Here is a 12,922-nt window from a genome sequence, read left to right as displayed (position 1 = left end):
AACGCCCGATCCGCTCAGGCGGCGCGGTCACGGCGCTGGACGTGGCCGAGCAGGGCAGCGATGGCAGCCGGCGTGATGCCGGGAAGTCGCATGGCGGCGCCGATCGTCGCCGGGCGCGCGCGCGCCAGAACCTCGCGGACCTCTGTCGAGAGGAAACTGATCGCGCCATAGTCAAGCGCAGGCGGCAGGGCGAGTGCTTCCTCACGCCGGAGCGCAGCGATCTCGGCCTGCTGGCGAGTCAGATAGCCAGCGTAGAGCGCCTCGGCCTCCAGCGTGCGCAGGGCTGGCCGGGGAATCTCGGCAAGCCAAGGAAAGGCAGCTTCGACCGCGGGCCGCGGCACGCCGCCGTGCCCGAGCAGGTCGAACACGGATCTCCGCACCCCATCGCGGTTGACGGAAATCCCGAGAGTTGCGAGCTCGTCGGGTGAGAAGGCCGCTTCCCGCAGGCGAGCGCGCGCTCGCTCCAGGGCCTCCAACCGCGCGGCGAACGCCGCGGAGCGTTCGGGTCCGACACACCCGATGGCTTGCCCCCGCGGCGTGAGCCTCAGATCGGCATTGTCGGTCCTCAGAGTGAGCCGATACTCCGCGCGGCTTGTGAACATGCGATAGGGCTCGGTGATGCCGCGGGTGACGAGGTCATCGATCATCACGCCGATATAGGCCTCGGCTCGGTCGAGCACGAACGAGCCCCCGCCGCCCGCCGCGAGCGCCGCGTTCACGCCGGCCACGATCCCTTGCCCCGCAGCCTCTTCATACCCCGTCGTGCCATTGATCTGCCCCGCAAGGAACAAACGGGCCACGCTCAGACACTCGAGAGTCGGGGCGAGCTCGCGCGGGTCGACATGATCATACTCAATCGCATAGCCGGGCCTCAGGATCCTGGCACTCTCGAGGCCAGGGATGGTTGCGACCATCGCTGCCTGCACCTCCGCTGGCAGGCTCGTCGAGATTCCGTTGGGGTACACCGTATCGTCGTTCAGCCCCTCCGGCTCCAGAAACACCTGGTGCCGTTCGCGCTCGGCGAACCGCGCCACCTTGTCCTCAATGGACGGACAGTAGCGAGGGCCACGGCTCTCGATCTGGCCCGAATACATCGGCGCCCGATGCAGATTGGCCCGGATGAGCCTGTGCGTCTCGGGCGTGGTTGCGGTGATGAAGCAGCTCACCTGCGGCAGGACCGGGTGTGTCGAAAGTACGCTGAGAAGCTCGGGCTCCTCGTCCCCTTTCTGCTCCTCGAGCCTGTTCCAGGCGATGGTGCGCCCATCAAGCCGCGGCGGCGTGCCGGTCTTCAGCCGGCCCATCCGGAGACCGAGAGCCGCGATCGCGCGCGCGAGGCCGGTGCTCGGCGGATCCCCGACCCGGCCGCCTGGGGCCTGCGACTCCCCGACATGGATCACCCCTCGGAGGAAAGTCCCTGAGGTCACCACCACCGCCCCGGCCCGCAGGGTCCTCCCATCACCGAGCTCCACCCCGGCCATGCGGCCCCAGGCGTCTCGGACCAGCCCCTCCACCGCGCCTTGGACCACCGCGAGCCCGCGCTGGGCAGCGAGAAGGTCCTGCACCGCGGCACGATAGGCGCGCCGGTCGGCCTGCACGCGCGGCCCCTGCACGGCCGGCCCTTTGCTTCGGTTCAGCAGGCGAAAATGGATCCCAGCAAGGTCAGCGGCGCGACCCATGATCCCATCGAGCGCGTCGACCTCCCGTACGAGATGGCCCTTCCCAAGCCCGCCGATCGCCGGGTTGCAGGACATCTCGCCGATCGTTGCCCTCTTGTGGGTCACAAGCGCCGTTCGCGCCCCCATACGCGCCGCTGCCGCTGCGGCCTCGCAGCCTGCGTGCCCCCCTCCGACCACGATCACGTCGAACCGGTCCATCACCGCCTCCGTTTCACGTGAAACGCCGAGCCCCCTCCTCCGCATGCGGGCCGACCGTCTCACTTGCCAACACAGAAGGTCCGAAACACAACCTCGAGCACGTCTTCCACGTCCACCCTACCGGTCAAACGCCCGAGCTCCCGCAACGCCAAGCGAAGCTCTTCGCCTCGCATCTCCGGAAGCGCGGCCACTGGCAAACGCCGAAGCGCGGCGAGAGCCGACGACACGGCCGAAACATGGCGCGCGCGAGTGAGCACAGCACCTCCCGCCCCCCGCTCCGCCAGACCGGCGATCGCAGCCGTCAACGCCTCGGCGAGACGCTCGATCCCCTCACCGGTGACCGACGACACAGGAAGCAAGGGCACGCCGTCCACCTCCGCAAGCCGCACCCCGAGATCGGACTTGCTGGCAACGCCGATGCACCCCCCCGGCCTTGCCGAAACCACCACTCGAGTGGCCGCGTCCGGGGCCTCCGCAGTGCCGTCGAACACTGCCACCACAAGGTCCGCCCGCTCCGCCCAAGCGAACGCCCGACGCACCCCCTCCGCCTCGATCTCGTCCTCCGCCTCCCGCAAGCCGGCCATGTCAGCCAGCGTCACCGCTTGTCCCCCGAGATCCAGCCGAACCTCGATCACGTCCCGGGTCGTGCCGGCGCGGGCCGACACAATCGCCGCCTCCCGCCCGGCCAAGCGGTTGAGAAGGCTCGATTTTCCAGCATTCGGGGCGCCGATGATCGCAACCCTGAACCCTTCTCGAACCCGCTCCGCCCGCCGGGCGCCGGCCAGCGCGGCTTCCATCTCCCCTTCCACGGCCTGCGCCAGGGCTAACGCCTCCGTCTCCGCCTCGTCCCCTACCCCGTCATCGGCGAAATCGATCGACGCCTCGGAGAGGGCCAGGGCCCTGGTCAGACGCTCTGCCCATCCCGCGACCGTGGCGGCAAGCGCCCCCTCGGCCTGGGCAAGCGCCTGACGACGCTGCGCCTCCGTCTCGGCCGCCACGAGATCCGCGATCCCTTCGGCCGCGGTCAGGTCCATCTTGCCATTGAGAAAGGCACGCCGCGTGAACTCGCCGGGTTCCGCAGGCCGTATCCCCTTGCCGCAGGCGAGCAGCGCCTCGCCCACCGCCTCGATCACCGCGCGGCCGCCATGGACGTGGAGCTCCGCCACCTCCTCGCCGGTAAAGCTCGCAGGAGAGGCGAACCGCAGCACCACCGCCCGGTCGAGCACCTCTCCCGTGCGCGGGTGTCGAAGCCTCCGGAGCACAGCACGACGAGGCTCGGGAACGCCTCCGACCAGCGCCGCAAGCGCCTCCGGCACCGCCGGGCCGCTGAGTCGGATCACCGCCACCCCGGCTCGACCGGAACCGGAGGCGAGAGCGAAAATCGTGTCTCCGCCCCCTCCAGCCGCGCCGCCCGCCTCAGCCAGCGGCCGCCTCCTTGGGCGGCGGAACGTCGCGTTCGGTCAGCATCAGCCGCCGCACGCGCCCCCCGGCCACGAGATGCTCCGCCAGGATCGCATCGACATCGGATTTTGTTTCGATCCGATACCAAACACCCTCGGGATAGATCACAACGCTCGGCCCGAACTCGCACCGGTCAAGGCAGCCGGCCATGTTCACCCGCACTCCGCGGAGCCCGAGCTCCTTCGCCCGCGCCTTCATGTAGTCGCGCAAGCCCTCCGACCCCTTGGCCGCGCAGCTTCCACGCCGGTGCCCGTCCGGCCGCCGGTTGCAGCACACGAACACATGCGCCTCGTAGAACAGCGGAGGGTCATCCTCCCGCCGCCGCGCTGCCTCCACACCGCCGTCCGCCATCACCTTCACCTCCGCCTGCACCGCACCCATGTAGGGCAGGTCGTCGCGCGGCCCAACCCCGCGCGATCGAGGGGGACAACCGCCGATGCACAAGGACACGCCTCAGCCTGAGGCAACACCGCTTCCGGCGGCGAACCTTCTCGGAAGCGAAACGAGCCCCTACCTCCTCCAGCACGCGGCCAATCCGGTGCACTGGCGCCCCTGGAGTGCGGCGGCGCTCGCTGAGGCGCGGGCGCTCAACCGTCCGATCCTCCTCTCAGTCGGCTACGCCGCCTGCCACTGGTGCCACGTGATGGCGCATGAGAGCTTCGAGGACGAGGCCACAGCGGCGCTGATGAACGCCGAGTTCGTCAACATCAAGGTCGACCGCGAGGAGCGGCCCGACATCGACGCGATCTACATGCACGCGCTCGGCCTCCTCGGCGAGCAGGGCGGCTGGCCGCTGACGATGTTCCTCACTCCCGATGCGCGCCCCTTCTGGGGCGGCACCTACTTCCCCCCAGAGCCGCGCTGGGGCCGCCCCTCCTTCCGCCAGGTCCTCGCCGCCATCGCCCGCGCCTGGGCCGAGGAGCGCGCCAAGGTCGAGCAGAACGCGGCCGCGCTCACGACGGCACTCCGCGAGCTCGGCCGCTCCCGCCCCGCGCCAGGCGCCGTGATCGGGCCAACACACCAGGACGCCGCCCGAAGCACGCTCCTGCTCAACCTCGATGCGGCCGAAGGGGGGCTCAAGGGCGCGCCCAAGTTCCCGCAATCGCCGCTGTTCCGCTTTCTCTGGAACGAGTGGCGACGCACCGGCGACAGGGCAACGCGCGAGGCCGTGGCGCTGACGCTGCGGAAGATCTGCCAGGGCGGCATCTACGACCATGTCGGCGGCGGCTTCGCCCGCTATTCGACCGACGCGGTGTGGCTCGTGCCGCACTTCGAGAAGATGCTCTACGACAACGCCCAGATCCTCGAGCTCCTCGCGCTCGTCGCCGCCGAGGAGCCGAGGGCGGCGCTCTGGCGCGCACGAGCGGAGGAGACGGTCGCTTGGCTCGCCCGCGAGATGGTGGCCGATCCGGCGCCTGACGGCTCTGCGGGGTTCGCGAGCACGCTCGATGCCGACAGCGAAGGCGAGGAGGGGAAGTTCTACGTCTGGACCGAGGCGGAGGCCGAGGCGGCGCTTGCCGATGCTGGCCTGGAACGCTCTGAAATCGCTACGATCCTCGCGGCCTATGACATCCGCCCGGGCGGCAATTGGGAGGGGCGCTCGATCCCGAACCGAAGCGCCGCCGCTGGAGAGGACGACCCCGCGACCGCCGCCCTGCTCGCGCGCGGCCGGGCGGCGTTGTTCGCCCACCGCTCCCGACGCGTCCCCCCGGGCCGTGACGACAAGGTTCTGGCCGACTGGAACGGGCTTATGATCGCCGCCCTCTCCAAGGCCGCCGCCCTCTTCCGGCGCCCGGACTGGCTCGCGCTTGCCCGGCGCGCATTCCGGTTCGTCTCCATGCACATGGACGCGGGCGAGACGCCTCGCGGCGGGCGGCGTCTGATCCATTCCTGGCGTCGTGGCGTGCGCGGCCCCGCCGGCATGCTGGCCGATCACGCCTCGATGGCGCGCGCCGCAATCGCCCTCGCCTCCGCGACCGGCGAGGCGGCGTATCTCGACCACGCCCGCGCCTGGATCGCCGCCTGCGAGGCGCTGTTCGCCGACAGCGACGGCGCCTTCTTCGCCACCGCCGCAGACGCGACCGACGTGCTCCTGCGCGCCAAGGACGCGCAGGACAATGCCACCCCCTCCGGAAACGGGCTCCTCACCGAGGCCTGCGCCCTGATGTGGCACGCGACCGGCGAGGCGCGGTTCCGCCACCTCGCCGAGGGCATCCTCGCGGCCTATGCGGGCGGCGCGTCGCGTGCGCCCTGGACGTATGCGAGCCTTCTCGTTTCGGCCGACGTGCTCGACCGTGGCGCGTCGGTGGTGGTGACGGGCCAGGGCGAAGCGGCGGAGGCGCTCATCGAGGCAGCAAATTCCTCCGGCGAGATCGGGGTGGTGGTGCAGCGCGCGGGCGGGCTTCCCGCGAGCCACCCCGGCGCCGCCGTCACCGCGGGGCCGGGGGCTGCGGCACATCTCTGCGCCCGAGGCGTCTGCGGCCTTCCCGTCGCCACCCCGGAGGCCCTGCGCGCCGCACTCGCCGCTGCCGTCGGCCCACGCTGAAACCCGGCGGACGCGGGCCGCCCATCGCGCAACGCCCCAGGACCTGAACGCGCGGCCTCCTCGCCCGGCGCCATCACGTCACCGCACCGGGGTGACCACTCTCACCACGCTGCCTTGGGCCCGCCACGTCACAGGCGACATCAGGTGTTGATCGCCCCCGCCTGCGGAGCAGACAACCGGAACGGCGATGCCATGAGCACGCCTCAGGTGTTCATGGCATCGAAGAAGTCCTGGTTCGTCTTCGAGTACTTCAGCTTGTCGAGCAGGAAGTCCATCGCGTCCTGCGGGCCCATCGGCATCAGGATCCGGCGCAGCACCCACATCTTGGCAAGCGTGCCGCGATCGACGAGCAGCTCCTCCTTGCGGGTGCCCGACTTCGTGATGTCGATCGCCGGGAACGTGCGTTTGTCGGAAAGTTTCCGGTCGAGAATGATCTCGCTGTTGCCGGTGCCCTTGAACTCTTCGAAGATCACCTCGTCCATCCGGCTGCCGGTGTCGATGAGCGCGGTCGCGATGATGGTGAGCGACCCGCCCTCCTCAATGTTCCGCGCCGCGCCGAAGAAGCGCTTCGGCCGCTGCAGAGCGTTCGCGTCCACACCGCCCGTCAGCACCTTGCCGGAGGAGGGGACGACAGTGTTGTAGGCGCGGGCGAGACGGGTGATCGAGTCGAGCAGGATCACCACATCCTTCTTGTGCTCGACGAGGCGCTTCGCCTTCTCGATCACCATCTCCGCCACCTGGACGTGCCGTGTCGCGGGTTCGTCGAAGGTCGAGGAGACGACCTCGCCGCGCACCGTCCGCGCCATGTCGGTCACCTCCTCCGGGCGCTCGTCGATCAGGAGAACGATCAGGTAGACCTCGGGGTGGTTCGCCGCGATCGAGGAGGCGATGTTCTGCAGCATCACCGTCTTGCCGGTGCGCGGCGGCGCGACGATCAGGCAGCGCTGGCCCTTGCCGATCGGGCAGATCAGGTCGAGCACGCGGGGCGTGTAGTCCTTCTGCACACCCTTCTGCACGCCCTCCTTGGCCGCGCCTTGCGCTTCGACCTCCATCTTCAGCCGCCGGTCGGGGTAGAGCGGGGTGAGGTTGTCGAAGTTGATCCGGTGCCGCACCGCCTCGGGGCTTTCGAAGTTGATCTGGTTGACCTTGACGAGGGCGAAGTAGCGCTCGCCGTCCTTCGGCGCGCGGATCTGCCCCTCGACCGTGTCGCCGGTGCGCAGGCCGAAGCGACGCACCTGCGAGGGGCTCACATAGATGTCGTCGGGCCCCGGCAGGTAGTTCGCCTGGGGGGAACGGAGGAAGCCGAATCCGTCAGGCAGGATCTCGAGCACACCGTCGCCGTGGATCGGCTGGTCGTTGTCCGCGAGCGACTTGAGGATCGCGAACATCATGTCCTGCTTGCGCAGGGTCGAGGCGTTCTCGATGTTGAGGCTCTCGGCGAGAGCGAGGAGGTCTGCGGGGCTCTTTGCCTTGAGTTCGGCGAGGTGCATCTGTCTCAGCTGCCCGGAACGAGGGGAGAGGGTGCGGCACGGATGGCGGAGGCCGGCCGCGCGCGGTTCGGGGAGAGGTCGCCTGCCGCGCGCGAATGCCCGCCTCGCCCGAACGGACCCGCTTCACGACTGAAGATGACCCTGCCTGCCGCCCCGGCAAGGCACCGGCCGATGTTCGCGAGACCCGCCCACACGGGGAAAGCGGCGGCAAGCGGCCGCTGCGCGGAACACCCTCTCGTTTAAGGAAAGCGGGCGGTGGCGTCAATCACAACCCTGCCGCGCGAGGGACGGCACCTCAGCGGCCTCAGAACGGGCGGGCGATCACCATCACGACGATCACCACCATCGCCGCGGTCGGCACCTCGTTCAGGATCCGGAAATAGCGCTGCGGCCGGCGGTTGCGGTCATGCAGGAAATCCCGCCGGCGGGCGAGCATCACATGGTGCACGCCCGTGAGCGCGATGATGCCGGCCATCTTGAGGTGCCACCAGCCGGAGGCCCAGGCGACCACGCCCGGGGTAAGAACGAGCAGCGTTCCGAACAGCCAGGACGCGATCGACGCCGGGGTCGCGATGTAGCGCGAGAGCCGATACTCCATCACCTTGAAGCGCTCGCTCTCGGCTGAGCCCGGCGCGACCTCGCAGTGGTAGACGAACAGGCGCGGCAGATAGAGAAGCGCCGCCATCCACGCGATCACCGAGATCACGTGCAGCGATTTCACCCAAGGGTAGATGGCGGCGAGAGCGTCGATCGTCATCGGCGTTTTCGATCAGCGAGGGGAAGGTGCGTCGCCTCCGCGGCGAGGCCTTGCCGGGGAGAGCAACACCGCGGCGCGCGTCAGTCCTCCGCCTCCGCCATCACCCGGCCGGCGGTGGCGTAGCCGCGTCGCGCGTGCGGGCAGTCCTTCGCCGAGCGCGGGCAGGTGCGCGGGCCGCGGAAGGAGCAGAGGCTTCGCTCGCCGGCGCGCGCATGGCGCACCAGGTCGGCAAGAGCGGCGATGAAGCCCGGATCGCTGTTCTGCGCGGGCGAGCGGAAATAGGCGGGAACGCCGAACTCCGCCGCCTCCTCGCGGTACTCGATGTCGAGCTCGACGAGCGTCTCGGAATGCTCAGACACGAAGGCGATCGGCACGACGAGCACCGCCACCTTGTCCGCCCCCGCACGCTTGAGCTCCTCCTCCGTCGAGGGGCCGATCCACTTCTGCGGCGTGACCCGCGACTGGTAGCAGACGACATGGTCGAGCCCAGGGATCCCCATCGCCTCCACCACGGCGGCGACCGTCTTCTCCACCTGCCACTGGTAGGGGTCGCCCTTCTGGACGATGCTCTCGGGCAGACCGTGGGCGGAGAAGAGAACGCGCAAGGAGATGGCCGGGTCGAGCTCCGCGCGCGCCTTGAGGTAGCTCTCGCGGACCATCGCCGCGGTGGCGGCGACGAAGCCCGGGTCGGAATGGTAGCAGCAGAGGGTGCGCGTCGGCGCCACGAGCCCCGCCCGGGTCGCCGCCTCGCGCCAGGCATCGAGCGAGGAGCCGGTGGTGGTGGTGGAGAACTGCGGATAGAGGGGAAGCAGAACCACCTCGTCCGGCCCCCAGGCGCGAACCGCGCGCGCCACCTCGTCCGACATCGGGTGCCAGTAGCGCATGCAGACGAAGACCTTCACGTCGAGCTCGTCCGAGAGCGCGGCGGCAAGAGCGGCAGCCTGAGCCTCGGTCAACTCGAGGAGCGGGCTCTTGCCGCCGAGCACGGCATAATTCTCGGCGGCGATCGGCGTCCGACGCCAGGTGATCAGCGCCGCGAGCAGCTGGCGGAAGGGGGCGGGCACGCGGATGATCGCCGGGTCGACGAACAGGTTGTAGAGGAAGGGGCGAACGCTCTCCGGCTTGTCCGGCCCGCCGAGGTTGAACAGGACCACGGCGAGGCGGGGCTTGCGTGCCCCTGCCTTGCGGGCGCGCCCGCCGGCCTTGCGCTCCGCCTCCGCCGCCGCCTGGGCAGCCGTCATCACATCCATCTCACCCGTGATCCTCTTCCGCGATCCTGGCCCAGAGGTGGGGGCGGCGGGAAGCCATGCCAGGGCCGTCGTGGAGGGTCAACCGCAGGGGCCGACCAAAGACCTCGCGATCGCGTGACAGGCCCTAGTCGAGCCGAAAGCCGCGCTCGCGGATGAAGGCGCCGAACTCCACCCGCTGCGGGCTCGCATACTGCCGCGCCTTGTCCTCCGACCAGCCATAGGGATGGACCTCGCCGAAACGCCCGACGTCGCGCTGCCGAGGATGCGGGCGGAGGCGTTCGCGATAGACGTCATAGGCGGCAATCGCCTCCGCCACCTCCGCCCCGGCATGGGTGTTCTCGCGCAGGGTGAGCGATAGCGGCAGGCGCGGGCTGATCGGCGCCCGACCGTCGGGCCAGCCGAGGGCAAGCCCGGCGCAGGAAAAGACATGACGCGCCAGGGCGAGGAGGTCCGACACCTTGCCTGCCTCGTCGCGGATCGCGCTGATCGGGCAGGTGGCGAGCCCCACCGCCTCGGCAGCGAGGATCAGCGCGCCGAGCAAAATCCCGGCATCGAAGGTGGCGTTGAAGAAGGCGTCGAGATGATCGTTGGCGAAGGGATGGCCGCGCAGCGCGTGGATCGCCCGCTGCCGGGCGTTGTTGGCGCAGACGACGAGCAGGACGGGCGCCCTCTTTACCCAGGGGTTGCCGGGAAGCCACGCCTCGATCGCGGCGCGCTTCGCCGGATCGGTGACAAGGACGATGTCGGCCTGCTGCAGGTCGGATTTCGACGGAGCGGAGAGAGCGGCGGCGCAGACGAGCCGCACCAGGGCGGGATCGACCGGCTCAGGCCAGAAGCGCCGGTTCGAGGCACGTCCGGCAAGCCGGGCGAGGGCGATGAGCCCCTCCTCCGACACCCCCTCGGGCACCGCGACCGGCTCGCCGAAGCGCACGGCGAGATCGGCCGCAAGCCGCTGCCGAAGCGTCGTCACTCCCTACGCCATGCTGCCTCCCCGTGCCCGCAGGAGGGGGATGCTCGTGCGCCGCGACGGGGCTGGCAAGCGTGAAAGGGATCATCCTCTTCCCGAGACAAGCGGTAAAGTCGCCCCATTCCCGCCACAAATCCTGCCTGTCAGGCTGAAAGTGACAGGCGCTCACACACACGGGATCGTTCCGCGCTGTACAGTTCTTGTCTGCCGGGCTAGGCAGGGCCATGAACAGAATTTGCGAAAGTCTTGCACGGACACTGACTGTCCTGGTGGGCAGTCTGGCCTTCGGGGCAGCCGCGTCTGCCGATCCACTTCCCGAACCACCCTCCGCCTCAGCGGGGCGCGATGCGGCCCGTGGCCTCGCGCGGGCCTGTCTCGCCGCTGCCGCCGAAGCGGAGGCGACGCTCGGCCTGCCACCGGGCGTGCTTGCGGCGCTCGCCGTCGTCGAGAGCACGGCGCATCCCTACGCGATCGGAACGCCGGCCCGATCGCTCTATCCGCCGACTCGGGACGAGGCCCTGCGCCTCGCCCGCAACAGCGGTGCCGGGGCGGCAGGAGGCTGCTTCCAGCTCACACTGAGCCTGCATGCGCGCCGCGACCCGGGCCTGGTGTTCGACCCCTGGGCCTCCGCCCTGGTCGCGGGGCGTCTGCTCGCCCGCCACGCCGCCGCTGCGGCCGGGGATTGGGGTGTGGCGGTGGCCCGCTACGCCGGAGCGGGAGTGGGAAGTACCGCGGCGCGGCGTCAGCGTTGCCGCGTGGCCGCAAGCCTCGACGCGCTCGGGCATCCCGCCGCGCGGGGTCTCGGCCCGGAAGGGTGCCGCCAGGCGGAGACCAGCGCAGCGCGTGCCAAGGCGGTGGCGGTGGCGGCGCGCGCCCGCGGGCCGGAGGCGGTCGCGGCGCTGCCGTGAAACGCTGAGCTCAGCCGCGGCCCACGGGGCCGGTTGAGTCGGGTGGCCGATCGAGGATCTCGCGCACGCGGCCGAGCAGCTCGGCACGGCGATAGGGCTTGGCGAGAACCTCGAACTCGCCCGCCGGCATGCCCTCCTGCCCGGCGAGTTCAGCGGCGAAGCCGGTGGCGAGCAGAACCCTCAGCCCGGGCAGCCGGCGCCGCGCCTCCCGCGCGAGCATCACCCCGTTCATCGCGCCCGGCATGATCAGATCCGAGAACAGGAGATCGACCCTCGCCCCGCGATCGATGAGGGCAAGCGCATCGTCCGCCGTCGCCGCCGTGACCACCCGATAGCCGCTGCCCGAGAGGATGGCTTCGGCGAGGGCGGCGATGTCTGGCTGGTCCTCCACCACGAGGATTGTCTCACTGCCGCGCAGCCGGGCTTCGCCCGGCGACGACGCCGGGGCGCAGCGCGCCGCCGGCTCCTGCTCGGTTGCCGGAAAGTAGAGCGTCACGGTGGTGCCACGCCCCTCCTCGCTCGCGAGCGCAAGCCCGCCCTGGCTCTGGCGCATGAACGCGTAGGCCATCGACAGGCCGAGCCCCGTGCCACGGCCCGCCTCCTTGGTGGTGAAGAACGGATCAAGCGCATGGGCGAGAATCTCGGGCGGCATGCCAATGCCGGTGTCGGTGATGCTGAGCGTGGCATAGGCGCCGTCCGGAAGATCGATCGGGGCGGGGGGCGAGGCACCGGGCTCGATCCGGCGGTTCTCGGTGCGGATCACCACACGCCCGCCTTTCGGCATGGCATCGCGGGCATTGAGGAGCAGGTTGAGGATGGCCATCTCCGCCTGGACCGGATCGAGCCGCGTGTTCCAGAGGTCCCGCGCGAGCGTCGTCTCCACCTTGATCCTCGGCCCGACGGCTTGCGCGATCATCGGCCGAAGGCTTTCGACCAGGGCGTTGAGGTTGACCACCCGCGCCTCGAGCCTCTGCTTGCGGGCGAAGGCGAGCAGGTGGCGCGTCAGCGTCGCGCCGCGATCGGCAGCGGCGGCGATCGTGCCGAGCGCCTCCACGATGCCGGGGTCGTGCTCCCCGGCGAGCTTCGCCTTCAGCGTGTCGAGATAGCCCGAGATCACCTGCAGGAGATTGTTGAAGTCGTGCGCGATCGCGCCCGAGAGATGGCCGAGCGCCTCCATCTTCCGCGCCTGGCGCAAGGCCTCCTCGGCGTCGTGGCGGCGCGAGACGTCGAGCTGGCTCGAGAAAAAATAGCGAAGCCTGCCCGAACGGTCGACGAGCGGGGCGATGAAGAGCGCGTTCCAGAAGGCGGTGCCGTCCTTGCGGTAGTTCAGGATCTCGGCCGAGACGACGCGCCGGTCGGCGATCGCGCGGGCAAGCCGCGCGACCGTCCTGTGGTCTGTCTCGGGGCCTTGCAGGAACCGGCAGTTCCGCCCGACCACCTCCGCCGCGCTATAGCCCGTGGCCTTGAGGAAGGCCTCGTTGGCGAAGACGATCGGGTTGTCGTCCTGGTTCGGGTCCGTCACCAGCATCGGAACCCGCGTCACCCGGACAGACTCGAAGAACAGCTCCTCGTCGCCGGCCTGGACGGAAGCCTGTAGGCCACTCTCCTCGTTGCTGTCGCGCGACGCCTTCAGGGGGTGCATCGGGCGGCACACTCCTTCCTCGCAGAGG

10 protein-coding genes are annotated in these 12,922 nt (G+C 70.1%); 2 read left to right on the top strand and 8 right to left on the bottom strand.

Annotated elements, in window-relative coordinates; genetic code table 11:
• Nucleotides 1-14 precede the first annotated feature (14 nt).
• Genes mnmG through KO353_RS07795 form a run of 3 tightly spaced genes read right to left on the bottom strand, consistent with a single transcriptional unit; the run spans nt 15 to nt 3,716 of the window.
• The gene (mnmG, locus tag KO353_RS07805; protein WP_218287127.1) at nt 15-1,874 is read right to left on the bottom strand and encodes a tRNA uridine-5-carboxymethylaminomethyl(34) synthesis enzyme MnmG; all 1,860 of its coding nucleotides are present in this window, start codon (nt 1,872-1,874) and stop codon (nt 15-17) included.
• A gap of 59 nt (nt 1,875-1,933) precedes the next feature.
• Entirely contained in the window at nt 1,934-3,256 is a 1,323-nt protein-coding gene (gene mnmE, locus KO353_RS07800) for a tRNA uridine-5-carboxymethylaminomethyl(34) synthesis GTPase MnmE (RefSeq protein ID WP_328774528.1), read from the bottom strand.
• Nucleotides 3,257-3,290: 34 nt separating this feature from the next.
• Nucleotides 3,291-3,716, bottom strand: coding sequence for a (2Fe-2S) ferredoxin domain-containing protein (locus KO353_RS07795; protein ID WP_456236930.1), 426 nt, complete (start codon nt 3,714-3,716; stop codon nt 3,291-3,293).
• Nucleotides 3,717-3,771: 55 nt separating this feature from the next.
• On the opposite strand from KO353_RS07795, the gene KO353_RS07790 reads away from it, so the two are divergent.
• On the top strand, nt 3,772-5,880 hold the full coding sequence (locus KO353_RS07790; protein WP_218287126.1) for a thioredoxin domain-containing protein: 2,109 nt from the start codon (nt 3,772-3,774) through the stop codon (nt 5,878-5,880).
• Between the two features lie 203 nt (nt 5,881-6,083).
• On the opposite strand, the gene rho is transcribed toward KO353_RS07790, so the two are convergent.
• From rho to KO353_RS07770, 4 genes are all read right to left on the bottom strand, one after another.
• Nucleotides 6,084-7,370: a transcription termination factor Rho gene (gene rho / locus KO353_RS07785; RefSeq protein ID WP_218287125.1), complete on the bottom strand. Its 1,287-nt coding sequence runs from the start codon at nt 7,368-7,370 to the stop codon at nt 6,084-6,086.
• A gap of 304 nt (nt 7,371-7,674) precedes the next feature.
• Nucleotides 7,675-8,127: a protoporphyrinogen oxidase HemJ gene (gene hemJ / locus KO353_RS07780; protein ID WP_218287124.1), complete on the bottom strand. Its 453-nt coding sequence runs from the start codon at nt 8,125-8,127 to the stop codon at nt 7,675-7,677.
• Between the two features lie 80 nt (nt 8,128-8,207).
• Complete coding sequence (gene hemH, locus KO353_RS07775) at nt 8,208-9,377, bottom strand: ferrochelatase (protein WP_456236929.1); 1,170 nt, start codon at nt 9,375-9,377, stop codon at nt 8,208-8,210.
• 124 nt (nt 9,378-9,501) lie between these two features.
• The gene (locus KO353_RS07770; protein WP_218287123.1) at nt 9,502-10,347 is read right to left on the bottom strand and encodes a nitroreductase family protein; all 846 of its coding nucleotides are present in this window, start codon (nt 10,345-10,347) and stop codon (nt 9,502-9,504) included.
• Nucleotides 10,348-10,613: 266 nt separating this feature from the next.
• Between KO353_RS07770 and KO353_RS07765 the strand changes: the two genes are divergently transcribed.
• Nucleotides 10,614-11,252 carry a transglycosylase SLT domain-containing protein gene (locus KO353_RS07765; protein ID WP_218287122.1) on the top strand — a complete coding sequence of 213 codons (639 nt, stop codon included), beginning with the start codon at nt 10,614-10,616 and terminating at the stop codon, nt 11,250-11,252.
• 10 nt (nt 11,253-11,262) lie between these two features.
• Here KO353_RS07765 and KO353_RS07760 read toward each other — a convergent pair whose 3' ends face one another.
• Complete coding sequence (locus tag KO353_RS07760; protein WP_218287121.1) at nt 11,263-12,894, bottom strand: histidine kinase famiy protein; 1,632 nt, start codon at nt 12,892-12,894, stop codon at nt 11,263-11,265.
• Nucleotides 12,895-12,922 lie beyond the last annotated feature (28 nt).

It is taken from the genome of Elioraea tepida (assembly GCF_019203965.1).
Taxonomy (GTDB): domain Bacteria; phylum Pseudomonadota; class Alphaproteobacteria; order Acetobacterales; family Acetobacteraceae; genus Elioraea_A; species Elioraea_A tepida.
The sequence above is the reverse complement of the archived record's forward strand: the minus strand, read 5'-3'. Positions and strand labels throughout refer to the sequence as shown.